Below are 24,327 nucleotides of genomic sequence, written 5' to 3'. Positions count from 1 at the left end.
AGAGGGGCTACCAGCTTTCATCGAAGCCCTCGACGCTGCGCACGACGGCTCCACTTGCGATGTCGATGAAGACAGTCGAGATCGAGGTGGACTGCGCGTCGACCGGGTAGCCGTCCGAGACGCTGTTCGCGTAGTCCGGGATCACGTTCACCGCCACGAACTGGCCGTTCGGCGAGATGCTGAAGTCTTCGATGCTGCCGGCATCGTCCTTCGACTGGTAGAGCACCCGCGCGGTCGTGCCATTCTCGTAGAGCAGATAGCTCTGGAACCTGCCGCCCGTCGCCGAATCGAACACGGCCACCTGCTGCACCCGGGCGGTACCGCGCCCGAGCAGCACGACAGCGCCGCCGTAGGTGGATGCCCCGGCGATGGGCAGCGACGGGATGCGCGTTTCCTTCCCGTCCGCGAGAGAGTAGGCGATCTTGCCGAAGACGTCGCTCACGACGATCGTGTTGCCGTCGGGGGAACTCCGCCCGAGACCGGTGTACTGGCCGAGAGGAACGGGCGGTCCGGCCTTGGCGGCATCGATCAGCAGTACCGTCTGGTCCTCGCCCTGGGCGACGATGCTCGTCGTGCCGCCGAGAAAGCCCCAGTCCAACACTCCGAGCGGCATGCCAGCGAGGTCGGGCACCGGGATCACCGTGTGCGCTCCCGTGAGATCGATGCGCATGAGCACGGAGTTGTACTGGCGCGAGATCGCGGGGCCCACGCTGGTGAAGGCGAAGCCGAGCAGTCCCGCATCCGCCTCGCCCTGCATCTCGTCGATGGTGCCCCGCGAGGGCAGCACGATCTGCTCCACCAGTTTGCTCGAGAGCCCCACGAGCGAGAGCGAACTGGTGCCGTCGTCGGCGAGGGTGGTGACCGCGATCGCCTGGGCGAAGACCACGAATTGCTGGATGCGCGGCGCCGAGTAGACCACGGTGCGCTCACTGCCGCGCAGCCCGGTTCGGATGATCGAATCAGCCTGCCCGGCCCCGGTCGCCGGGTCGGCACGATCGAGATAGTAGATCTCGGCGGGAGCCGTGGTGAACGCATAGTCGAAGGTCGACACCCGTGGCTGGAACGCGTTGGCGACATCCGACACCCGCACCGAGTATCTGGTGCCATAGCGGAGGCGTTCCGTGAACTGCACCGCGATCACGGCTCCGGAGGTGCTCACCGTGAACGGGGCCGCCGGACTCACCGACACGTGCTTCTTCGCAACGGCGAGGATGCTCTGGTTGGCGAAAAGCCGCAGCTGCTGTCCGGACTGAGCGACCACACGATCGGCATCGATGCGTCCGCTCGACAACTTCGGCCCCTGAAGGTAGTTGAGGACGGCGAATCCCGCAACGAGGATCAGCAGAGCGATGACGGTTCCCGCGAGGGCGCGGCGGAACGGCCCGGCCGCCCCGTCGGCAGCATCCGCACCGTCAGTAGAGGTATGGCTCACTCGGCTGAGTCACTTTCGTCGTCGCGGTGGGCACCAGCGCGATGGACTGCTGGCTCTTCGTGCTCGGGGTGGTCTCGAAGGATCCGCTCACCCTCACCCACTGGTCGGCGGCGAAGCGGTCCTGCCAGTGGGGCAGGAATACCGGCACCCCCACCGGCTGCGCGTCCACGGCACAGCAGGTGATCACGAAACGGGAGACGTAGAAGACGTTCTGCGGGTCATCCGTGTCCGTGGTGATGAAGCCGACGACGTTCGCCGTCTTGTCGCGGTAGAAGCCCGCGTCGGTCGTCTGGCGCAGCAGTGAAGACCAGTCGAGCACGGTGAAGCGCGCGAACGCGCCGGCGGGAGCGGATGCTGCGGCGTCCACGGTCTTCGTGCCGGAGCCCACCTGGGTGCTGTTGATCACCCGCTGGTCTGCGGTGGCCGTGGTCAGGGTCGCGGGCGGTACAACCACGAGGGCGACAGCGACCACGAGGGTGACCACGGTGCCGGCGGTCGAGATCGCTCTGCGGTAGCCCCGGGGGCTCGGCTCCTCGTGATCGTGATCGTGATCGGTGTCGTGGTCGTGGTCGTCAGACTTCGCCGACTTCCAGAAGCTCGCCACGACGAGCACCAGCCCCACGCCAGCCATGATCACGGTGAACACGATGTACCGCGGGTGGATGTAGAGGATGAGCTGGTTGGTCACGGCGAGCCACACCGTGGAGACGAGCGCGGCGACGCACAGGGCGAGGCCCTGCCACCGGGTGAACCTAGGCAAGATAATTCACGACCAATCCGATCAGGGCGCTCAGCAGGCCCACGATCACGGTGAGTTGCACCAGCACCTTCGCTCGGAAGGTCGTGCGCATGAGGGTGAGCATCTTGATGTCGATGATCGGTCCGAAGACGAGGAACACTGCGATGGAACCGGGCATGAAGGTGCTCGCGAACGGAAGGATGAAGAACGAGTCGACGTTCGAGCAGACGGAGATCACGAACGCGAGCACCATCATCGCGATGATCGACCAGAGCGGATTGCTCCCGAGACTCAGCAGCACCGCCCGGGGCACCGCCACCTGCACGAGGCCGGCGATGAGGGATCCGATGAACAGTGCCGGCATGATCACAGCGCTCTCGCGGACGAAGAGCTCCACGCTCTTCTGCCAGCGGGTCTGGGCGTGCGCGTGCGGGTCGGGCAGCCGGCATTCGAGGGCGAAGCGGTCGGTGAGCAGGCTGTCCTGGTCGGGATGCTTCGAAAAGAGCCACCCGATCACGTTGGCGATCACGAATCCGCCCACCAAGCGTGCCGCGAAGATCCAGCTGTCGAAACCGAAGGCTTGCCCGGTCGTGAGAATGGTGATCGGATTGACGATCGGCGCCGCGAGGAGAAAGGTCATCGACTCGGAGACGGTGAATCCCTTCACCATCAGTCCGCGCGCGAGCGGCACGTTGCCGCACTCGCAGACCGGGAGGAATATGCCGAGGAAGGAGATCACGGCCCGCCGCAGGAAAGCATTGCGCGGAAGAATACGCATGATCCAGCGATCCGGAACCCAGACCTGCACCAGGATCGACAGCGCGATTCCCAGAATCACGAACGGCAGGGACTCGATGATCACGCTGATCGACAGCGTGAGGAGATCCTGCAGGCGAAGGGGAAGCGACCACGGCCCGAGAGCCGGAGTCAGCGCGCGGACGAGGAACACCGCGACGATGCCGAGGAGTCCCACGCTCAGTCCCACGCTGGTGGGCCTCCGAATACGGCTTCGCTCGCGCTCTGCTACCCGGATGCCCACCTGCGGAATCCTACGACGTGACGATGTCGGCGCCACCCCGGCTCGCTACTCTGGCGCGGAACCCTCGGACTGCTCGGACTGCTCGGAGGTTCGAACGGTACCGGCGCTGGAGGCGCGGCGAGAGACGCGTGAGCGCCCCTGCCCCGGCTGCTTCGGTTCCGGAAGGGCATCCAGCACCGAATCGAGGATCTGTTCGGCATCGTGGGTGGAGATGCGTCGCGGTCCCCGCGAGTTCTTCTTCACCGGGATGTCCAGGATCTCGACGGCAGCCTCGGCCGCCGCGATCGTCACGGCCTCGACCTGGGGCGATTCGACAGTAGCCACCGGAGCGGCCTCGACGGCGACCGCGGATGCCGCGACATCCTCGGCCGGAGCGTCGGAGACGACGGCGGTGGGCTCGTCGACATGAGCGTGCGCGATCGTGGAGGCAGCGATCTGGGCGAGGGCGTTCTTCACGTCATCGGTGATGGCGTGGGTTCCCCCGTTGGGCTTCTGCGAGGCCGATGAACCGTTGTTCGACGAGCCGTTCGACCGCCCGGACTCGGTGCCGCCGTTGCCGTTGCCGCCTTTGCCGCGTCCGCGACGGGGCGTCTCGGGCTGGGCGGACTGGCGGTGACGCACTACCGGGTCGTGATGGATGATGATGCCGCGTCCCGCGCAGAACTCGCAGGGTTCGCTGAACGACTCGATGAGGCCGAGCCCGAGCTTCTTGCGCGTCATCTGCACCAGGCCGAGTGAGGTGACCTCGGCGACCTGGTGCTTTGTGCGGTCGCGGCTCAGGCACTCGACGAGCCGACGCAACACGAGGTCGCGGTTCGACTCGAGCACCATGTCGATGAAGTCGACGACGATGATGCCGCCGATGTCGCGCAGGCGCAGCTGGCGCACGATCTCTTCGGCCGACTCGAGGTTGTTCTTCGTCACGGTCTCTTCGAGGTTTCCGCCCGAGCCGACGAACTTGCCGGTGTTGACGTCCACGACGGTCATCGCCTCGGTGCGGTCGATGACGAGCGAACCGCCGGAAGGCAACCACACCTTGCGGTCGAGTGCCTTCTCGATCTGCTCGGTGATGCGGTACTCGTCGAACGAGTCGACGGTGCCCTCATAGGTCTTCAGCCGGTCCACGAGATCGGGGGCCACCTGCGAGAGGTAGGTCTTGATGGTGGCTTCGGCGTCCTCGCCATCGATGACCAGCTCGTGGAAGTCCTCGTTGAAGACATCTCGCACGATCTTGACCAGGAGGTCCGGCTCGCTGTGCAGCAGGGCCGGCGCCTGCACCGTTTCCAGGGTGGCGCTGATCGCTGCCCACTGCGCGGTGAGACGGTTGACGTCGAGGGTGAGCTGCTCGTCGGTCGCACCTTCGGCAGCGGTGCGCACGATGACACCGACGTTCTCGGGGAGCACCTCTTTGAGGATCTTCTTGAGACGAGCGCGCTCGGTATCGGGGAGCTTGCGGCTGATGCCGTTCATCGAGCCGTTCGGCACGTACACGAGGTAGCGACCGGGCAGGCTGACCTGGCTGGTGAGGCGGGCGCCCTTGTGGCCGACCGGATCCTTCGTCACCTGCACAAGCACCTTGTCGCCCGGCTTGAGGGCGAGCTCGATGCGACGGGCCTGGCTCTTGCCATCGGCGGAGTTCTCCGCCGCGGCCTCCCAGTCGACCTCGCCGGAGTAGAGCACGGCGTTGCGGCCGCGCCCGATGTCGACGAAGGCCGCCTCCATGCTCGGCAGCACGTTCTGCACGCGACCGAGGTAGACGTTGCCGATCAGGCTGGCATCCGCCGCCTTGGCGACATAGTGCTCCACCAGTACGCCGTCTTCGAGCACACCGATCTGGATGCGGTTGAACTTGGAGCGCACGACCATCTTGCGGTCGACGCTCTCGCGGCGGGCCAGGAACTCCGCCTCGGTGATGACCGGGCGACGGCGGCCGGCGTCACGGCCGTCGCGGCGGCGCTGCTTCTTCGCTTCGAGCCGCGTGGAGCCGCGGACCTTGGTCGGTTCGTTGCTGAGTTCCGGCGCCGGGCGCGGAGTGCGCACCTTGACGACAGTGTTGGTCGGGTTGGAGTTGCCCGAGTTGCCACCGTTCGAGTCGCGGTCTTCATCCCCGGCGCGACGGCGTGAACGGCGGCGAACCGTCGTCTGCTCGCCGTCGTCGTCCCGCTGGTCGCGGTCAGAGTTTCGATCGTCGTTGCGATCAGAGGTGCGATCGTTTCGGCTGTTGCGAGAGTTCCGCGACCCCCTGTTGTTGTCTCGGGGCTCGTCGTCGAAGTCGTCGTCCCGGTCCGACCGCGGTGGGAGCACCGGCAGGTCGGGAGCCTGGAAGAGCAGGGAGGTGGTCGGGCGCGCGATCGGCGCCTTCTTCGCCGCCGCGGCGTTCGGCTCGGTCACCGTCTCGGCGATCGAATCGTCGGACTTCGCGGCATCCTGCTTCGCCGCGGGCCGGCGGGCCGGAGCGCGCTTGGCGGGGGCCTCGGAGGTGGCCGCCGCGGTGCCAGCACCAGATGCGGCCTCGGGCTGCTCGGCCTTCGTCGCCTTGGTCGGGGCGTCACCGACCTGCGGAGTTGCGGATGCCGCCTGCTGACGGACCGCTGCCACGGGTTCCGGAGCCGCTGCCGGCTCCGGAGCTTTCACGGACGGTGCGGCCGCCGTCGGTTCCGGAGCCGCTGTGGCCTTGGATGCCCGGCGCGATCCGAAGAGGCGTGAACGCTTTTTCGGTTCGTTCTGAGCCGAACCGTCGTTGTTGTTTGTAGTTGTCTCCACCATCGCTGGTGCACTCCTAGCCCGGTACGGGAAGCCGCGCGACCCGTCGGGTACTCTCTCGTCGCGGTTTTCGACTCCGGCGGTTCTGGCCTCGGTCGATGTGCCGCTAATTCTTCGCTCTGACACCGAACCCCGGCCCCCGGTCGCTGTGACACGCTGGGGCTGGCTCTGGTCTCGTTCGCTTGTCTTGGTGATTCTGTTCGGAACTCGCTATCCGACACGCTCTCGATGGGGATCGATCCTTGGGCGGATCAAAGCCGATTCAGCGCGGCCCGGTGTTGCGTTCGGCAACCCTCAGGTTTCGTCACACAGTGCCCGGTAAGCATTCTTTGGCGTCATATCGAGCGCGGCTCGAATGACATCTCCAAATTATCGCATGCCTTGCCAGTTACGCCGCATTTGGCTCATGCAATAATCCTCAGGGTGACCACGACCCCACCGGCGACTCCCTCCCCCCGTGGCACTCTCCTCCTCACCGCGACCGGCGCCGCCGGAGTTCTCGTCTCTTTCGCCAGCACGGTGATCGCCTTCGTCGGCATCGAGTCGGCGAGCGGTATCCCCAAGCTGCTCGGGGCCGACAACGAACTCGGATACCCGTCATCGCCCTTCTCGATGGCCCTCTTCGTGATCGCTCTCACGGTCGGTGCCGCGCAATTCTCCGGTGCACGCATCTCCGCCGGCTGGTGGCGCGCCATTGCCACGATCTTCGCCGTCGGAGTGCTCTTCCAGGTCTGGGCCCTGTATCTCGCGGTAGTTCCGCACCTCGCCGTGTCCTGGCTTCTCGCAGCGCAGCTCGTGCTCATGGCCCTCGTCTTCGCGCTGGCCGTGCCACGACTCCGTCGGGACGGGAGACCCCTCGAGCTCGGGATGTTCCTTGCCGTGGCATCCGTCGCCGGGTTCTTCGCGGCCTTCCGCCTCACCGTCGACAAGGTCGGCACCTTCACCACTCCCGGCGTCGCGCCCTCGTGCAACGTGAGCGTCCTCGTGCAGTGCGGCAAGAATCTCTCCTCGTGGCAGGGCTCGCTGTTCGGCTTCCCGAATCCGCTCATCGGCGTGGGCGGGTGGATGGCCATGTTCATGATCGCCGTGCTCATCATCAGCGGCGTGACCTTCGCGCGCTGGTTCTGGATCGCGCTCAATGTGGGAATCACTCTCGCCCTCGTCTTCGTGATCTTCCTGATCACGGAGAGCATCTTCATGCTCGGCACGCTCTGCCCGTGGTGCATGGCCACCTGGTCGGTGGTGATCCCCTCGTTCTGGCTGATTACCTTCTTCAACCTGAAGTCCGGGCACATTCCCGTTTCGGCACGTCTTCGCGATCTCGGCGCTGCGGCATACGGGTACGTCCCGCTCATCACCCTCGTGAGCTACGTGGTGGTCGCCGCCCTCGCGCAGGTTCAGCTCGACGTCATCCATCGACTCTGAGCTCCGCCAGTGAACATTCAGCCTCCCCCATGATTCGTCCCAGCTTCACCCCGTAATTTCTGCCCAGATTTTCGTCCATCTCACAGAACGTTGGTTACCGACACATGGCTGCTTCCGGCACCTCGAACTCCCCGCAGGGCAAGAAGGATCGACGGGAGGCCGCCCGCGAGACCGCGCGCATCGAACGCGAGGCCGAGAAGAGGCGCCAGCGTCGCAACAAGATCCTGCTGCAGGGCGGCATCGGTGTCGCCATCCTCGCGGTCATCGCGATCGTGGTCGCGATAGTCGTGCAGCCCGCCGCACCCGGGGCTCCCGGCCCGAAGAACATGGCGAGCAGCGGCATCCTCTTCACCGGCAAAGGCGGTGTGGCCACCCCAACGACCACCGCAGCGGCCTCGGCAGACGGCAAGCCGAAGGCGACGAAGACCACTGCCTCCGACGGGCTCGCCCACATCGTCACCTACGTTGACTGGGCCTGCCCGGCCTGCAAGTCATTCGAAGCCACCTACTCCGCTCAGATCCAGCAGCTCGTCGCGAGCGGATCGGCCACCCTCGAGGTGCATCCCGTCTCGATTCTCGACCGCAACTACCAGACCAGCCGCTATGCGAGCCGCGCCGCCAATGCGGCCGCCTGCATTGCGAACTACGACCCGACGAAGTTCCTCGATGCCCAGACGGTCTTCTATGACAAGCAGCCCACCGAGGGAACCTCTGGACTCACCGACCCAGAGATCAAGGCGCTCGTGGCAGAGGCGGGAATCAGCGACCCCGCTGTGAACAGCTGCATCGATAGCGAGAAGTTCAAGTCATGGGTGAGCAATACCACGCAGGTCACGACGGGCACGGCCTCGCTCGTAAACCCCTCGGCGGGCGGATTCTCGACCCCGACGGTGGTCGTCAATGGAAAGCGCTGGGATGGCACGGGAGACTTCATCTCCTTCGCGGCGAGCGCCGCCGGAATCACCCCGTCACCCAGCTCGACCCCCACGCCCTAGGCGCGAGGCGGTACAGCCCCAGGCACGACTTCGCCCGCTCCGGATGCCCGGAATCGTGCGAAGTCGTGTCGTGCGGGTCGACGAGGTCTCAGTCGAACCAGAGGGCGAGCTCGCGCTCCGCGGATTCGGGCGAGTCGGACCCGTGCACCAGGTTCTGCTGCACGCGGAGCCCCCAGTCGCGTCCGAGATCACCGCGGATCGTGCCGGGGGCCGCGGCGGTGGGATCCGTCGTGCCGGCGAGGGATCGGAAGCCTTCGATCACCCGCTCGCCGGTGACTCGCAGCGCGACGATGGCGCCACTCTCCATGAACTCGATGAGCGGTTCGTAGAAGGGCTTTCCGACGTGCTCCTCGTAGTGCTTCGCTAGCAGTTCACGGCTCGCCTGCACGAGCTTGATATCGACGAGCTGGTAGCCCTTCGCTTCGATGCGGCGCAGGATCTCGCCGGTGAGGTTGCGGGACACGCCATCCGGCTTGACCAGGACGAGGGTTTCTTCGGTGCTCATGGGGCTCCTAATTGTTGGGGGTGGACGAGTTGTCGAGCAGATAGGCGGCCTTGCGGCGGTCGAGACGCCGGCCGGTGACGAAGCAGTAGATCCAGATCGCCGCGAAGATCGCGCCGATGAAATACATCAGCGGCAGCAGGATGCCGAGGGCGATGAGCGCGACCTGGAGTGCCCAGCCCAGCCAGACCCCGATGGCTCGGCCGGCGAGCCTGCCGGCGACGAGCAGCAGTACGACGAGCACCGCTCCCCCGCCGAACACCACCGGGGTCGCGAGAACCTGGAGGCCGAAGGCCACCATCACCACGAAGAAGACAAGCACGGCCTCGAGGAGGAGTGCGATGGAGAGCAGCGATTCGCTCGCGGAACGCTCGCGCCGCACCCGAGTGCGAGGCGGGCGTGCGCCATCCGCCTCCGTCATCGCTTCCACCCCTCTGCCGCCGCGAGCACCAGGGCGTCGCCGATGAGAGTGATCGACCCGGTGATGACGACGCCACGGCGGGGGGCCTTCTCTGCCCAGGCCCGGGCAGCCGCTATCGCTTCGCCCGGGGTGTCGTAGTCGTCGACGGAGGTGTCGGGGGCGACTTCGCGCACGATCTCCGCGAGATCATCGACGGGCACGGCGCGCTCGGAGCTCGAGGCCGTGACGAGGATGACCTCCGCCACCGGAGCGAGGGCCGCCACGATCGAGCGGGCGTCCTTGTCGTCGAGCACCCCGAGCACGATGGCCACCTCGTCGAAGGTGAAATAGGTGCCGAGTGCCGCGGCGAGAGATCGCGCCCCATCCGGGTTGTGCGCGGCATCGATGATCACGGTCGGCTCGATGCCGATGACCTGCAGGCGTCCCGGTGAGGACGCCGTCGCGATGCCCTCGGCGAGCACATCGCCCACCAGCGTCTGCTCGCCCCCGCCGAGGAACGACTCGACGGCGGCGATCGCGACGGCGGCGTTCTGCGCCTGGTGATCGCCGAAGAGCGGAAGGAAGAGCTCGTCGTAGGTGCCCGCGAGCCCGCGCACCGAGATGACCTGGCCGCCGACCGCGACGGTGTTCGACAGCAGTTCGAATGCGGTGCCCTGCACGGCGAGGCTCGCCTCCATCAGCTCGCTCGCCCGCTCGAGCTCGGCAAGGGCGGTCTCCGGCTGGGTCGCGGTCACGACGGCCGCCGCGGGCTTGATGATGCCAGCCTTCGTCGCCGCGATGAGCGCAACGGTGTTGCCGAGGCGTGCGGTGTGGTCGAGCGAGATCGGGGTGAACACCGCCACCTGGCCGTCGCCCACATTCGTCGAATCCCACTCGCCGCCCAGTCCGACCTCGATCACCGCGACATCCACCGGGGCATCGGCGAAGCTCGCGTAGGCGAGCGCGGTGAAGGCCTCGAAGAAGGCCAGCGGAGCGTCACCCACGGCGCGGAGCTCGGCATCCACCATCTCGAGGTATGGCTTGATGTCGCGGTAGTTGGCGACGAAGGCCTCGTTGGTGATCGGCTCGCCGTCGACGAGGATCCGCTCGTTCACGCGCACGAGATGCGGGCTCGAGAAGAGCCCGGTGCGCAGTCCGTAGGCACGCAGGATGCTCTCGATGATGCGGCTCGTGGAGGTCTTGCCGTTCGTTCCGGTGATGTGGATGATCGGGTACGAGCGCTGCGGATCACCGAGCAGCTCGACCACGCGTCGTGTTGCGGCCAGGCGCGGTTGCGGGTGCCCCTCGCCGATGCGAGCGAGCAGCTCCTGGTAGACGGCGTCGGCATCCTTCTGGAAGAGCGCGTCGTCTCCCAGTTCTGGATCTTCGGACAGGGGGTTCTTAGACATCGGTTGCTGCTCCATGGATCGTGACTTCGACGAGCACGTCGCCGCTGTTCGCGTACTGCCCGGCCCGGATGAGGGAACGGAAGGCTCCGGCGTGACCGTGCTGGGCAGCGTACGCCTCCACGCTCCCGTCGGTCTCTACGGCCTTGATCGCCAGGGCGAGGGTCTCTTCGGCGATGGTGGCTTCGAAGGGTTCGACTCCGGCCCGCTCTGACGAGGACTCGAAGTAGAGGGTGAGGTCGATGCGGTCGCTAACCTGGAAGCCGGCGGCCTTGCGGGTGTCCTGCACTCCACGGATGAGGTCGCGGGCGAGCCCTTCCGCCTCGAGCTCCCACGTGGTCACCGTGTCGAGCAGCACGAAGCCGCCGCCGGGCAGGAAGGTGATCGCCTGCGCGTCATCCGCCGCCTGCAACTGCAGTTCGAACTCGGTGGGGAGCAACTCGATGCCGCCGACCATGACGTTCTCGCCGTTGGAGGTCCAGTCTCCGGCCTTGGCCGCCTGGATCACCTGCTGCACCTGCTTGCCGATGCGGGGTCCGGCTGCGCGGGAGTTGACCGTGAGCTTGCGCTGGATGCCGAACTCGCCGAGGCTGTCCTCCCCGAGCTCGCGCACCACCACCGCCTTGACGTTGAGCTCGTCGCGCAGGATGTCGGCGAAGGACCGCAGGTCTGCCGAGTTCTCGGCGACGACGGTGAGCTCCGCGAGGGGAAGCCGCACGCGCAACCCGGTCGCCTTGCGGAGACCGAGCCCGGAGGACGCGATCTCGCGGACGCGGTCCATCGTGGCGACGAGAGCATCGTCCTCCGGGAACGACGCGGCATCCGGCCAGTCGGTGAGGTGCACGCTGCGACCGCCGGTGAGTCCCTTCCAGATCTTCTCACTGATGAGCGGAAGCAACGGTGCCGCCAAGCGGGTGAGGGTTTCGAGCACCGTGTAGAGCGTGTCGAAGGCCTCAGCGCTGTCGCCACTCCAGAAGCGACCGCGGCTGCGCCGCACGTACCAGTTGGTGAGCACGTCGCCGAAGTCGCGAAGCGAGTTCGCGGCGAGCGGGCTGTCGAGGTTGTCGAGGTGGGCGGTGACATCCCCGATCACCTGGCGGGTCTTGGCGAGCAGATACCGGTCGAGCACGTCGCTCGAGTCGGTGCGGAGCGTGGCCGTGTAGCCGGCCTGCGCTGGTCGAGTAGGGCGCTCCGCGCCCGTGTCGAGACCCGCTTCATCGGTCGGGACACGCTCGTTGGCGCTCGCTACTCGACCAGCAGGTTTCGCGGCGTTGGCGTACAGCGTGAAGAAGTAGTAGCTGTTCCACAGCGGCAGCATCAGCTGGCGCACTCCCTCACGGATGCCCTCTTCCGTGACCACGAGGTTGCCGCCGCGGATCACCGACGACGACATGAGGTACCAACGCATCGCATCCGCGCCGTCCCGGTCGAAGACCTCGGAGACATCCGGATAGTTGCGCAGCGACTTTGACATCTTCTGCCCGTCACTGCCGAGAACGATGCCGTGGCTGATCACGTTGCGGAAGGCCGGCCGGTCGAAGAGAGCCGTCGACAGCACGTGGAGCATGTAGAACCAGCCGCGGGTCTGGCCGATGTACTCGACGATGAAGTCCGCGGGGTTGTGTTCCTCGAAGAACTCGGCGTTCTCGAAGGGATAGTGCACCTGCGCGAACGGCATCGATCCGGAATCGAACCACACGTCGAGCACGTCTTCGATGCGCCGCATGGTCGACCTGCCGGTGGGGTCGTCGGGGTTCGGCCGGGTGAGCTCGTCGATGAACGGGCGGTGCAGGTCGGTGGGACGCACGCCGAAGTCCGCCTCGAGCTCGTCGAGCGATCCATACACGTCGACGCGCGGGTACTCCGGGTCGTCGCTCTTCCAGATCGGGATCGGCGATCCCCAGTAGCGGTTGCGAGAGATCGACCAGTCCCGGGCGTTCGACAGCCACTTGCCGAACTGGCCGTCCTTCACGTTGTCGGGCACCCAGTTGATCTGCTCGTTGAGCTCCACCATGCGGTCACGGAACTTCGTGACGCTCACGAACCAGCTCGACACCGCCTTGTAGATGAGCGGGTTCTTGCAGCGCCAGCAGTGCGGATAGCTGTGCTCATAGCTCGCCACCCGAAGCAGGCGGCCGTCGGCGCGCAGCTTCTGCACGAGCGGCTTGTTGGCATCGAAGACCTGCAGGCCCGCGACATCCGAGATCTGGGACAGGAATTTGCCGCCGTCGTCGACGGAGATGATCACCGGGATATCGGCAGCGGCGCACGTGATCTGGTCGTCTTCGCCGTAGGCGGGCGCCTGGTGCACGATGCCGGTGCCCTCACCGGTGGCGACGTAGTCGGCAACGAGGACCTGCCAGGCGTTGCCGGTGCCCCAGGTCTCGACATCCGCGTAGTAGTCCCAGAGGCGGGCATAGGTGACCCCGCCGAGCTCGGAACCGAGCAGCGTTCTCTCGATAGCTTCGACGGCGGCCTCGGGCGAGCCGTAGCCGAGGTCCTTCGCGTAGGCAGCGACGGTGTCGGCAGCGAGCAGGAACTCCGCAACGCCCTCCGCAGAACCATCGGATGCCCCGAGCGGACCACTCGGCACGATTGCATACGAAATGGCGGGCCCCACGGCCAGGGCGAGGTTGGTCGGCAGCGTCCACGGTGTCGTCGTCCAGGCGAGCGCCTTGACCCCGGTGAGCCCGAGCGACTCCGCCTTCGCGCCGTCGAGCGGGAAGGTCACGGTGACGGACTGGTCCTGCCGCATGCGATAGACGTCGTCATCCATGCGCAACTCGTGGTTCGACAGCGGCGTCTCATCGTGCCAGCAATACGGAAGCACGCGGAATCCCTCGTAGGCCAGACCCTTGTCGTAGAGCTGTTTGAAGGCCCAGATGACCGACTCCATGAAGGTGATGTCGAGGGTCTTGTAGTCGTTCTCGAAGTCGACCCATCGTGCCTGGCGAGTGACGTAGTCCTCCCACTCGCGGGTGTACTCGAGCACCGACTCGCGCGCCTTCTCGTTGAAGGTGGCGATGCCCATCTCTTCGATCTGGTGCTTCTCGGTGATGCCGAGCTGCCGCATCGCCTCGAGCTCTGCGGGAAGACCGTGGGTGTCCCAGCCGAACCGACGGTGCACGAGCTTGCCGCGCATGGTCTGGTAGCGCGGGAAGAGGTCCTTCGCGTAGCCGGTGAGCAGGTGCCCGTAGTGCGGCAGGCCGTTGGCGAATGGCGGACCGTCGTAGAAGACCCACTCGGAGCATCCCTCGCGCTGGTCGATGGAAGCCTGGAAGGTGTCATCCCTCTTCCAGAAGGCGAGGATTCCGTTCTCGATCGCCGGGAAGTCCGGGGAAGCGGTCAGGCCGGCGTCGCCGGCATCCGAGCCGTCGCTGAGGGGGTAAGTCATGTCTCTCCAGGTCACACGTTCAACTGGACGAGGACGCGATCCCGATGGTTTCGGATCGCGCGGTACCACCCCGCTTGCCTTCCCGTGAGGGGCGGCCGCTTGTTCATTGGCGATGACGGGCCAGACCCGTTCGGTTCTACCCGGCTGCCGCCCGTGGGTGGCCGCCGCTCTTCCGAAGACTCCCCGGTGATTGCCGGATCGATGTCGTTGCAGACAATTCTACGTGAGGTGACAGACTGAATCGGTGACAGATCCCGTTCCCCCCGCAGCCGCCGGCGGATCGCTCACGGTCGTGATCGCGCTCGGTGCCAACCTGCTGGTCGCCATCGCGAAGACCGTCGCCTCGGTGATCACGGGATCCGCGTCCATGGTCGCGGAGACGGCACACTCCTGGGCGGACTTCGGCAACGAGATCTTCCTGCTCATCGCGGATCGACGATCGATGAAACAGCGCGACGACCGGCATCCGCTCGGCTTCGGTCGCGAGGCCTACGTCTGGTCGATGTTCGCGGCCTTCGGCATCTTCACCGCCGGAGCCGTCGTCTCGATCTGGCACGGCATCCAGGAGCTCATGATGCCGGAGGATGCCACGAACTTCGGCATCGCGTACATCGTGCTCGCTGTCGCCTTCGTGCTTGAGGGGATCTCGTTCACCCAGGCCTTCCGCCAGGCCAGGGCCGGCGGTAAGCGTCGCGGGATCAGCACGGGGGCTTACGCTCTCACCAGCTCGAATGCCACCCTGCGGGCCGTCTTCGCCGAGGATGCCGCGGCACTCATCGGTCTCGCACTCGCGTTCCTGGGCATCCTGTTGCATCAGGTCACGGGACTCGCGGCGTTCGATGCCCTCGGTTCGATTCTGGTCGGGGTGCTTCTCGGCGGGGTCGCGATCGTGTTGATCGACCGTAACCGTCGGTTCCTCATCGGTGAGAATCCGGATGACGGGCTGCGCAACGACGTGCTCGGCGGACTGCTCGAGCGGCCGGAGATCGAGCGAGTGACCTACCTCCATCTGGAGTTCGTCGGACCGGGCACCGTGTTTCTCGTGGCGTCGGTGGACATCGTCGGCGACGACACCGAGACCCATGTGGCCTATTCGCTTCGCCGCATCGAAGAGTCGCTGCGCCAGAACGAGCACATCGAAGAGGCCCTGCTCTCGCTCTCGACCCCCGACGAGCCGTCGCTCGAGCTGGCCTGAGGCTCAGTCCTCGATGGAGTGTGTCTGCTGCGGATAGTCGTCGTCGCGCCGGGCGTCCTCCACCGCGAGTCTCCGGGTGCGACTGACCCGGAAGATGTACAGCGCGTCGAGCAGGCCCATGGTGTTGCTCAGCAGCAACACGGCGAACCACGGCTTGCTGTCGTCCTTGGCGGCGTGCCAGAGCGAGGCGCCCTTCCAGGCGAGGGTCCAGGCCGCGAGCAGCGAGATCAGGGCGAGCTGCGCGGGCTCCGGCTTCTTGTGTTCCATCCAATTCGACATGCCTGCCAGTCTGCGCCGCCGACGCGCTCGGGTACAGGGCCAAACGTCCCGGTCGCCTCCCCGAAAAACGGGCCATTGCGGACAAACCGGGTCGGCCTGCCGGCCCGGTTTGTCCGCAGACGCCCGGATTGCGCTCTGCGGGCCACGACCTACTCGACCAGCGACGCGGTGAGGCCGGCCGAGACGACGTCGAAGGCCTCGGACATGTACTCGGCGAGCGGTCGGCGGCCGATGCCGTCTCGAGCCCAGACGGTCCAGGCGGCGGAGATCGCTCCGGACAGCGCGTTCGCGGCGCTGAGCACGAGCAGATCCTCCGGGTCGCGGTTCAGATGCCGGGCCAGGAACACCGCGATCAGGTCGGATCGGCGGGCGAGACGGGCGAGACCGGATACCCGCGTCTCCTCGGCAGTGCCCATCACATCGTCCTGGGTCAGGGCGAGGGGCACGCGGTCCACGCCGATCTCGGCAACCACACGCAGTGTCGCCGCGCGCATCTCGGCGAGCGCGGGGCGACCCTCCGGGACCGCCTGCAGCTCGAGCGTGAGGCGGTCGATCGCGGCATCCAACTCCACCCAGAGCACGTCGCTCTTGGCGGCGAAGTAATTGAAGAAGGTGTTGCGGCTCACACCGGCCCGCTGCGTGATCTGTTCGATCGTCGTGAGCGCGTAGGTGTTCTCGAGGAACAGCTCGGCCGCGGCATCCTCGATGACGGCACGGGATGAGGTGCGCGGGCGACCGACGGCGTTCGGTGTGCCCTGGACCATGTGTTCCTCCGCTGGGGCGTAATGTTGTACTGAGTCCAATAATAGAACCGAAAGAGTCTCCGTCGTGAAACGTGCCGTCGCCCCCGTCATCTCCATTCTCGCAGTCGCGCTCATCGCGAGTGGCTGCAGCGCCGCCCCGGCGCCGACGAGCACGACACCGGTCTCCGGCGGCACACTCGTCTACGCCTCCGGTGATGCGGAGCCGGACTGCCTCGATCCCCACGTCGGGGGCAACTATCCGCAGGCGCTCGTTGCCACCCAGTACCTGGAATCCCTCGTCTCCAAGAACACCGCGGGCGACATCATCCCCTGGCTCGCCACCACGTGGTCGGAGTCGTCCGACGGACTGAGTTGGGACTTCACCCTCAAGAAGAACGTGAAGTTCACCGACGGCACCGCCCTCACCCCCGACGCGATCGCGGCGAATGTCGCGCACGTGCAGGACCCGGCCACCGGATCATCCACCGGCTACCTGGCCCTCCAGAAGGTGACCGCGGTGACCGCGGTGTCGGCGGATGTCGTGCGCTTCACCCTCTCGACGCCCGACAGTGCACTGCTCGACTCGCTCTCCCAGCCCTGGCTCGCGATCGAGTCCGCCACTGCGTTGAAGCGCAGCCAGGCCGTGAACTGCGAGTGGCCCGTCGGCACCGGACCGTTCGTCGTGAAGAAGTGGACGCATCAGCAGTCGATCAGCCTCGTCCGCAACGACGACTACACCTCTCCCCCGGCGGATGCCGCCCACACCGGCCGCGCCTACCTGAAGGCGATCGACTGGCGATTCCTGCCCGACTCCGCCTCGCGCTACGCCGCGCTGCAGGCCGGTACCGTCGACGTGATCGACAATGTGCAACCGGACACCCTCGTCGCCGCGAAGAAGAGCAACGATCTGGTCGCCATCGACGCTCCCCGGCCCGGGGCATCCAATCGCATCGAATTGAACTCGAGCATCGCGCCGTTCGACGATGCGAAGGTGCGCGAGGCCTTCATTCGCTCCGCCGACGTGAACGATGCCGTCAAGAGCCTCTTCTTCGGCACCGCGAAGCGCTCCTACTCTCCACTGTCGAGCGTGGAGAAGGCCGGATTCTCCGATCCCTCACTCTTCGACTACGACCAGAAGGCCGCAGCCCGGCTTCTGGATGAGGCGGGCTGGTCCACCAAGAACGCCGACGGATACCGCACCAAAGGCGGCGCCGTGCTCGAAGTCTCCTTTCCGGTGAGCACCAACCAGTCGATCCCCGCCGAGCAGTCGCTGTTCGAGCAGTTGCAGGCGACATCGAAGCAGGCCGGGTTCAAGGTCGACCTCGAGCCCCTCGACCTCTCCAGCTGGTACGGCGCTCTCGGCAAGAACCAGTACAACCTCGTGAGCGCCCCCTACACGAAGGTGGGCCCGGATGTCTTGCGCATCCTGTTCGACTCCGCCGGCACCATCCCCGCGCCGAGCGGCTACTTCGCCAACCACTCGCAGGTGAAGGACCCGGCGCTCGACGCGCTGCTCGAGAAGGCCGCCGTCTCCTCCGACGAAGCCGAACGCCTGTCCCTGTACAAGCGGGCGCAGCAGATCGTGCTGAAGGGCTTCTACATCCTGCCGCTCTACGACCAGCAGAACCACTACCTGCACCGCTCCCTGGTGAAGGGCCTGCGGGCGATGCCGACGGTATCGACCCCCACGATGTACGACTCGTGGCTCTCCCGGTAGCGGCACTACCGGGGGCGGGGAGGCGCAGGCGCTGGGCACCCTGGGCGCTGCTGCGGGCCGGCGGTGTCGCCTTCGTGCTCTGGGCCGTTGCCACGGTCGCCTTCTTCGCGATCCGGCTGATTCCCGGTGATCCAGCGGAGGCGGTGCTCGGCGGGCCCGGTTCCCAGGCGAGCGCGGCGGCCCTCGCCCAGGCTCGTGCCGACTACGGTCTCGACCAACCGCTGTTCGTTCAATACCTCCTCTACCTCGGCCGGATGCTTCGGGGCGATCTCGGCACGTCCTACGCGCTCAAACGGCCGGTGATCGCCGTCGTCGGCGAGAACCTCGGCGGCACCCTTGTGCTGGCTGTGGTGGCGTTGATCGTTGCGGCGATGATCGCCCTCGCGCTCGCGGCCTGGTCCGCCCAGGGCGGGCGGGCGGCATCCGCCGTCAGCTGGGTGCTCGAGGTCGTCGCCGCTGCGGTGCCGCACTTCTGGCTGGCGATCAGCCTGATCCTGCTGTTCTCGACCACTCTCGGCTGGCTGCCGCCGGTGAGCGTGCCCGGGCCGCTCGGACTCGTGCTGCCCGTTCTCACCCTCGCCCTGCCCCTGTCCGGATTCCTCGCGCAGGTGATGCGCGAATCGATCCTCGATGCGATGGGCTCGCCTTTCGTCCTCGCCGCCCGGGCTCGCGGCGAGGGACCCGGCGGAGTGTTCTGGCGCCATGCGCTTCGTCACGCGGCGATCCCCGCGATCGGGCTGGCCGGCTGGGCCTTCGGTTCCCTCATCAGCGGGGCCGTCGTCGTCGAGACGATCTTCGCCCGGCCCGGACTCGGTCGCAGCCTGCTCTCGGCGGTGCAGCAACGGGATGTTCCGCTCGTTCTTGGCGTCGTGCTGGTCGTCGCCCTCGGCTACATGCTTGTCACGACACTGACAGACTTCGCCGACCGCCTGGTCGACCCTCGGTTGCGTGCTCGATGAGACGCATCCTGCCCTGGATCGGAGTCGGGGCGCTCCTCTTCCTGCTCCTCGCGGCCCTGGCGCCAGGGCTCCTCGCACCGGCCGATCCGCTGGCCATCCATCCCGCCCAGAGCTTCCGAGCCCCGTCGGTCGGCCACCTCTTCGGCACCGACGAATCCGGCAGGGACATCTATACGCGCATCATCCACGGCGCCGGAGCCTCCCTCCTGATCGGCGTCTCCGCCACGGCCATCGGCGTCGGGCTCGCGCTCGTCTTCGGGCTGCTCGCCGGGCTCGGTCCGCGCTGGCTCGACTTCGGCACCACCCGCTTTCTCGAGGTGCTGTTCGCCTTCCCCGGGCTGCTTCTCGCGCTGCTCTTCATCGTCGTCTACGGACCCGGGGTCGTCACTTCGACCATCGCCGTGGGGCTCGCCACCGCGCCGGGCTATGCCCGCATCATCCGCAGTCGGGTGCTCGTGGTGCGCCGGGCTCCCTACCTCGAATCGGCGACCGTCCTCGGGCGCGGCTGGTGGTTCCTCCTCTGGCAGCACGTGCTGCCCAACGTGGCCGGATCGCTCTTCGTGCTTGTCACCCTTGGCATCGGCCAGTCGATCGTCTGGGCCTCCTCGCTCAGCTACCTGGGGCTCGGTGCGGTGCCGCCCGCGGCCGAGTGGGGGGCGATGCTCTCGGCGGGTCGCACCTACCTCGCCTCCTCCTGGTGGATGACATTCTTTCCGGGACTGTTCATCCTGATCAGCGCGGTTGCCACGACGCTGGTCGGACGCGGACTGCAGGAACGGAGCCGGCGACCATGACTCCTCTCGTGAGCGTGCGTGACCTCGCCGTGAGTTTCGGGGCGCCCGTCGTCTCGGGCGTCTCCTTCGACATCGAACCGGGGCAGTGCGTCGCCATCGTCGGCGAATCCGGCTCGGGCAAGAGCGTCACCGCGCGGGCGCTGCTCGGCCTCACCGGCGGCACAGTCACCGCGTCGACACTGCGCTTCGACGCGACCGACATCGCGGATGCCTCCCCCCGGCGGCTGCAGCGCCTGCGCGGGCGGGACATCGGCTTCATCTCGCAGGGGGCGCTGGTGGCCCTCGATCCGCTGCGACCGGTCGGACGGGAGATCGCAGACCCGCTTCGGCTGCATTCAGCGCTCTCCCCCGCCGAGCGTCAGGCCCGTGTGCTCGAACTCCTCGCGCAGGTGGGCATGCCGAACCCAGCGCTGCGCGCATCCCAGCGTCCGGATGAGCTCTCCGGAGGGCTTCGTCAACGAGCTGTCATCGCCTCGGCGATCGCGCTGCAGCCCTGGCTGCTCATCGCCGATGAACCGACCACCGCGCTCGACACCACAGTGCAGGCCGGAATCCTCGATCTGCTCGAACGGCTGCGAGACGAGGGAGCCGCGGTCCTGCTGATCAGTCACGACCTCGCCGTGGTGAGCCGGCTGGCCTCCCAGGTACTCGTGATGAGCGAGGGACGCGTGGTCGAGAGCGGCCCGACCCACTCGGTGCTCTCGGCCCCGCAGCATCCGTACACCCGAAGGCTGATCGCGGCCGTGCCAGCCGGACGGCCTCGTTTCTCCCGCCTCACGGAAGAGCCGCGGGCTCTCGAAATGCCGATGGAGTCCATCGTGGAGCCCGTCGTGGTGCTCGCCGCGACTGGCCTCTCCCGGCGATTCGACACCCTTCAGGCCGTCGACGACGTCAGCTTCTCCCTGCAGCGCGGGCGCACCCTCGGAATCGTCGGCGAATCCGGGTCGGGCAAGACCACCCTGGCCCGCCTGGTGCTCGCCCTCGAGCGACCGGATACCGGGCACGTCTCCCTGCTGGGCGAGCCGTGGAGCGGTGTGCCGGAGTCCGCGAGACGAGCCCGTCGCGCGCGTATCGGCGCGATCTACCAGGACGCCGTCAGCTCCTTCGATCCGCGCTGGACGGTCGGGCGCATCCTCGCGGACGCCCTCGGCGGCACGGAGGGCGTGCCCGCCCTACTGAAGTCGGTCGGGCTCACCCCAGCGCTGGCCGCCCGCCGCCCGCGGCATCTCTCCGGCGGCCAGCAGCAGCGCGTCGCGATCGCGCGTGCCATCGCGCCACGTCCGGACATCCTGATCTGCGACGAGCCGGTGTCGAGCCTCGACGTGTCGGTGCAGGCACAGGTTCTCGACCTGCTCGACGACCTGCAACGCTCGCTCGGCCTCAGCTACCTGTTCATCACGCACGATCTCGGCGTTGTTCGGCACATGAGCGACGACGTGCTGGTGATGAGGCACGGCCGGATCGTCGAGGCCGGCGCGACCGAGTCGGTGTTCGGGTCGCCGCGGGATGACTACACGAGGGAGCTGCTCGCCTCCGCGCCGCGCCTGCCGATGACCGACTGACGGGAATCTCGCCCGCACGGGCGCAGAGGTCACGCGTGAAAGACTTGATCGGGTGAGCATCGATATCGCGCCGGCCTGGTGGACCTCCGCCGTCGTCTACCAGATCTACCCGCGCAGCTTCGCGGACTCCACCGGAGACGGTATCGGCGACCTCGGCGGCATCCGCGGCAAGCTCGACTACCTCCAGGAGCTCGGCGTGGATGTCGTGTGGCTCTCCCCCATCTACCGCTCTCCCCAGGCCGACAACGGCTACGACATCAGCGACTACCGGGACATCGACCCGCTCTTCGGGTCGCTCGCGGAGTTCGACCTCCTGCTGGCCGAGGCGCACGCCCGCGGCATCAAGATCGTGATGGACCTCGTGGTGAACCACACGAGCGACGAGCACGCCTGGTTCGAGGAGTCCCGTGGCTCACTGACCAACCCGAAGCGCGACTGGTACGTCTGGCGCGACGGTGTGGACGGCCGCGAGCCCAACCTCTGGCGCAGCATGTTCGGCGGACCGGCGTGGAAACTCGACGCCGCGACCGGCCAGTACTACCTGCACCTCTTCGCGGTGAAGCAGCCCGATCTCAACTGGGAGAACCGCGAGGTGAGGTCCGCCGTCTACGAGATGATGAACTGGTGGCTTGACCGAGGCGTCGACGGCTTCCGCATGGACGTGATCAACCTCATCGCGAAGGTGCAGTCCGACCTCGTGGGCGACAGCCCCGGCTTCGTGATGGGCGATCAGGTGCACGACTACCTGCAGGAGATGAACCGCGAGGTCTTCGCCGGGCGGGATGCCGACCTCATCACGGTCGGCGAGACACCCGGTGCGACGGTGGATGACGCCATCCGGTTCACCAGTTCCGACCGGCTCGAGCTCGACATGGTATTCCAATTCGAGCATGTGGGTCTCGACCACGGACCGCGCACGAAGTTCGACAACGTGCCGCTCGAGCTCGTGGATCTCAAGCGTTCTCTCGGGCGTTGGCAGTCCGGTCTCGCCGAATCGGGCTGGAACAGCCTCTACTTCGGCAACCACGACCAGCCGCGATCCGTCTCCCGGTTCGGCGATGACGGGCAGTTCCGGTTCGAGTCGGCCACCCTGCTCGCCGCCATCCTTCACCTGCACCGCGGAACGCCCTACGTCTACCAGGGTGACGAGATCGGCATGACGAACGCCGGCTTCACCACCATCGAGCAGTACCACGACATCGAGTCGCTCAACTACTACGACGAAGAAGTGGCATCCGGAGCCTCCCCCGCCGAGGTGCTCGCCTCGCTCGCCTTCCGCAGCCGCGACAACGCGCGCACGCCCGTTCAGTGGGATGCGACGGCGCTCGCGGGCTTCACGACCGGCACCCCCTGGCTCGAGATCACACCCAATCACAGCACTATCAACGTCGCGGCGGATCGAGCCGCCGGCTCCCGGTCGATCTTCGAGTTCTACCGACGACTCATCGCGCTGCGGCACGAGTCGCCGGTCGTGGCGCTCGGCGACTTCGTGATGCTCGAGCCGGAGCATCCGACCCTGTACGCCTTCACCCGCTCGCTCGACGGCGAGACCTTTCTTGTCGTGGGCAACTTCTCTTCGGAAGTGCTCGAGCTGCCGCTGCCTGTCGCGGGTGAGCTGGTGATCGGCAACTACCCGGACGTGACGGATGTGGCGGCAGAGCTGCGCCCCTGGGAGGCGCGGGTCGTCAGGCTGGGCTGACCACGGGGCTGAACCATTCGAGCGCGGCGACGGTGAGGTTTCGCACCCCGTTCGCGATCGTCGGTTCGGGCACCGGGGCGAAGAGCGGCGAGTGATTCCCCGGGATGTCGCGATCGACAGTGCCGGATGCGGCTGCCGCCGCGAACACAGCGGGGTCGACCCCGCCGAAGAACCAGAACACGAGGGGCGCGCCCGCGGCCCTCGCCAGTTCTCCCACGTCCTCGCTGCCGGTGAGAACGCCGGGATCGATCACCGCCGCGTCTCCGAACTCTGAGATGAACCGCCGCCGCAGGCGTTCGGTGCCGGCCGAATCGTTCACCGTCGCTGGCCCCCGCTCGACCACCGTGATCACGGGCTCGACGCGCATGCCCGACGCGGATGCCTCGGCGTTGACCATCCGCTCGATGGAATCGAGCACCCGGGTGCGCGATTCGGTCGTCACCGTACGCACGTTGACGCCGAGGGTCGCAGTCGCCGGAATGATGTTGCTCTTGGAGCCCGCGTGAAAGCTGCCGACGGTGACGACGGCGAGTTCGGCAGGGTCGCACTCTCGAGACACGATCGTCTGCAGGCGCAGCACCGCCGCGGAGGCCGCGACCACCGGGTCGATAGTGGTGTGCGGTCGTGACCCGTGTCCGCCCACGCCGGTGAACACGATCTCGAGGCTGTCGGTGCCGGCCATGGTCGGGCCGGCGTGGAGGGCCACGATTCCCACCGGGAGGGGAACGACGTGTTGTCCGAGCACCACGCTGGCCCGCGGAAAGCGACCGACATAGTCGTCCGAGACCATCGAGAGAGCTCCGGCGAGGGTCTCCTCCGCCGGCTGGAACACGGCGACGAGGGTGCCCGACCACTCCACGCGACGCTGCACGAGCTGCTCGACCGCGCCGAGAAGGCAGGTGACATGCATGTCGTGCCCGCAGGCGTGCATCACGGGGACCTCGGAGCCCGAGCCATCGACCACGGTCGCGGTGCTCGCATAGTCGAGGCCCGTCTCCTCGCGAACCGGGAGGGCATCCATGTCGGCGCGCAGATGCACGACGGGTCCCTCGCCGTTCTCCAGTACGCCGACAACGCCGGTCACTCCGACACCGGTGGTCACCGCCAGTCCCATGCGAGCGAGGTGAGTGGCCACGACTGTCGCCGTCCGGTGCTCTGCGTGGCTGAGTTCGGGATGGGAGTGCACATCGCGGTAGATGGAATCGAGGTCGATGCTCATGGCGGAAGGCTATTCCCGGCGTTCCCGCAAGTCGAGGGTCTTTCGGCCCGGCCCTGCCCGGCCCG

19 protein-coding genes are annotated in these 24,327 nt (G+C 67.0%); 8 read left to right on the top strand and 11 right to left on the bottom strand.

Features of this window, described 5'->3' with window-relative positions:
* Positions 1 to 7: 7 nt before the first annotated feature.
* The 4 genes from ABIB54_RS08220 to ABIB54_RS08205 all read right to left on the bottom strand — a co-directional run bounded on the left by ABIB54_RS08220 (position 8) and on the right by ABIB54_RS08205 (position 5,976).
* Entirely contained in the window at positions 8 to 1,432 is a 1,425-nt protein-coding gene (locus ABIB54_RS08220; RefSeq protein WP_354575029.1) for a hypothetical protein, read from the bottom strand.
* Positions 1,413 to 2,192: a TIGR03943 family putative permease subunit gene (locus ABIB54_RS08215; protein WP_354575028.1), complete on the bottom strand. Its 780-nt coding sequence runs from the start codon at positions 2,190 to 2,192 to the stop codon at positions 1,413 to 1,415. Before ABIB54_RS08215 ends, ABIB54_RS08220 begins: the two co-directional genes overlap by 20 nt.
* Positions 2,185 to 3,156 carry a permease gene (locus ABIB54_RS08210; RefSeq protein WP_354575027.1) on the bottom strand — a complete coding sequence of 324 codons (972 nt, stop codon included), beginning with the start codon at positions 3,154 to 3,156 and terminating at the stop codon, positions 2,185 to 2,187. The genes ABIB54_RS08215 and ABIB54_RS08210 overlap by 8 nt, the downstream gene beginning before the upstream one ends.
* 99 nt (positions 3,157 to 3,255) lie before the next feature.
* Positions 3,256 to 5,976, bottom strand: coding sequence for an Rne/Rng family ribonuclease (locus ABIB54_RS08205; RefSeq protein ID WP_354575026.1), 2,721 nt, complete (start codon positions 5,974 to 5,976; stop codon positions 3,256 to 3,258).
* A gap of 420 nt (positions 5,977 to 6,396) precedes the next feature.
* On the opposite strand from ABIB54_RS08205, the gene ABIB54_RS08200 reads away from it, so the two are divergent.
* Both ABIB54_RS08200 and ABIB54_RS08195 read left to right on the top strand, forming a co-directional pair.
* Entirely contained in the window at positions 6,397 to 7,398 is a 1,002-nt protein-coding gene (locus ABIB54_RS08200) for a vitamin K epoxide reductase family protein (RefSeq protein ID WP_354575025.1), read from the top strand.
* 104 nt (positions 7,399 to 7,502) lie between these two features.
* A complete protein-coding gene (locus ABIB54_RS08195; protein ID WP_354575024.1) occupies positions 7,503 to 8,393 on the top strand; it encodes a DsbA family protein in 891 nt (296 codons plus the stop codon).
* Between the two features lie 88 nt (positions 8,394 to 8,481).
* On the opposite strand, the gene ndk is transcribed toward ABIB54_RS08195, so the two are convergent.
* From ndk to ileS, 4 genes are read right to left on the bottom strand one after another with little or no spacing between them, the layout of a single operon-like run.
* Positions 8,482 to 8,898, bottom strand: a complete 417-nt coding sequence (ndk, locus tag ABIB54_RS08190; RefSeq protein WP_354575023.1) for a nucleoside-diphosphate kinase — start codon at positions 8,896 to 8,898, stop codon at positions 8,482 to 8,484.
* Positions 8,899 to 8,905: 7 nt separating this feature from the next.
* The gene (locus ABIB54_RS08185) at positions 8,906 to 9,316 is read right to left on the bottom strand and encodes a DUF4233 domain-containing protein (RefSeq protein ID WP_354575022.1); all 411 of its coding nucleotides are present in this window, start codon (positions 9,314 to 9,316) and stop codon (positions 8,906 to 8,908) included.
* A complete protein-coding gene (locus ABIB54_RS08180) occupies positions 9,313 to 10,704 on the bottom strand; it encodes a bifunctional folylpolyglutamate synthase/dihydrofolate synthase (protein ID WP_354575021.1) in 1,392 nt (463 codons plus the stop codon). The genes ABIB54_RS08185 and ABIB54_RS08180 overlap by 4 nt, the downstream gene beginning before the upstream one ends.
* Positions 10,697 to 14,095: an isoleucine--tRNA ligase gene (gene ileS, locus ABIB54_RS08175; RefSeq protein WP_354575019.1), complete on the bottom strand. Its 3,399-nt coding sequence runs from the start codon at positions 14,093 to 14,095 to the stop codon at positions 10,697 to 10,699. The genes ABIB54_RS08180 and ileS overlap by 8 nt, the downstream gene beginning before the upstream one ends.
* Positions 14,096 to 14,339: 244 nt before the next feature.
* Between ileS and ABIB54_RS08170 the strand changes: the two genes are divergently transcribed.
* Positions 14,340 to 15,290: a cation diffusion facilitator family transporter gene (locus tag ABIB54_RS08170; protein ID WP_354575017.1), complete on the top strand. Its 951-nt coding sequence runs from the start codon at positions 14,340 to 14,342 to the stop codon at positions 15,288 to 15,290.
* Positions 15,291 to 15,293: 3 nt separating this feature from the next.
* Here ABIB54_RS08170 and ABIB54_RS08165 read toward each other — a convergent pair whose 3' ends face one another.
* Both ABIB54_RS08165 and ABIB54_RS08160 read right to left on the bottom strand, forming a co-directional pair.
* Complete coding sequence (locus ABIB54_RS08165) at positions 15,294 to 15,569, bottom strand: DUF5652 family protein (protein ID WP_354575016.1); 276 nt, start codon at positions 15,567 to 15,569, stop codon at positions 15,294 to 15,296.
* Positions 15,570 to 15,718: 149 nt separating this feature from the next.
* A complete protein-coding gene (locus ABIB54_RS08160) occupies positions 15,719 to 16,333 on the bottom strand; it encodes a TetR/AcrR family transcriptional regulator (RefSeq protein WP_354575015.1) in 615 nt (204 codons plus the stop codon).
* 64 nt (positions 16,334 to 16,397) lie between these two features.
* Between ABIB54_RS08160 and ABIB54_RS08155 the strand changes: the two genes are divergently transcribed.
* From ABIB54_RS08155 to ABIB54_RS08135, 5 genes are read left to right on the top strand one after another with little or no spacing between them, the layout of a single operon-like run.
* A complete protein-coding gene (locus ABIB54_RS08155) occupies positions 16,398 to 18,029 on the top strand; it encodes an ABC transporter substrate-binding protein (protein ID WP_354575014.1) in 1,632 nt (543 codons plus the stop codon).
* Positions 18,014 to 18,988: an ABC transporter permease gene (locus ABIB54_RS08150; protein ID WP_502917105.1), complete on the top strand. Its 975-nt coding sequence runs from the start codon at positions 18,014 to 18,016 to the stop codon at positions 18,986 to 18,988. Before ABIB54_RS08155 ends, ABIB54_RS08150 begins: the two co-directional genes overlap by 16 nt.
* Positions 18,985 to 19,782, top strand: a complete 798-nt coding sequence (locus ABIB54_RS08145) for an ABC transporter permease (protein ID WP_354575013.1) — start codon at positions 18,985 to 18,987, stop codon at positions 19,780 to 19,782. The genes ABIB54_RS08150 and ABIB54_RS08145 overlap by 4 nt, the downstream gene beginning before the upstream one ends.
* Positions 19,779 to 21,344 (top strand): dipeptide ABC transporter ATP-binding protein, encoded by a 1,566-nt coding sequence (locus ABIB54_RS08140; protein WP_354575012.1) that lies wholly within the window; start codon positions 19,779 to 19,781, stop codon positions 21,342 to 21,344. The genes ABIB54_RS08145 and ABIB54_RS08140 overlap by 4 nt, the downstream gene beginning before the upstream one ends.
* Positions 21,345 to 21,396: 52 nt before the next feature.
* Positions 21,397 to 23,043 carry a glycoside hydrolase family 13 protein gene (locus ABIB54_RS08135; protein WP_354575010.1) on the top strand — a complete coding sequence of 549 codons (1,647 nt, stop codon included), beginning with the start codon at positions 21,397 to 21,399 and terminating at the stop codon, positions 23,041 to 23,043.
* Here the strand turns inward: ABIB54_RS08135 and ABIB54_RS08130 are convergent.
* Entirely contained in the window at positions 23,030 to 24,262 is a 1,233-nt protein-coding gene (locus ABIB54_RS08130; RefSeq protein WP_354575008.1) for an amidohydrolase, read from the bottom strand. The two genes, ABIB54_RS08135 and ABIB54_RS08130, sit on opposite strands and share 14 nt — an antisense overlap.
* Positions 24,263 to 24,327 lie beyond the last annotated feature (65 nt).

This window comes from Frigoribacterium sp. UYMn621 (assembly GCF_040549525.1).
Classification (GTDB): domain Bacteria; phylum Actinomycetota; class Actinomycetes; order Actinomycetales; family Microbacteriaceae; genus Lacisediminihabitans.
The sequence above is the reverse complement of the archived record's forward strand: the minus strand, read 5'-3'. Positions and strand labels throughout refer to the sequence as shown.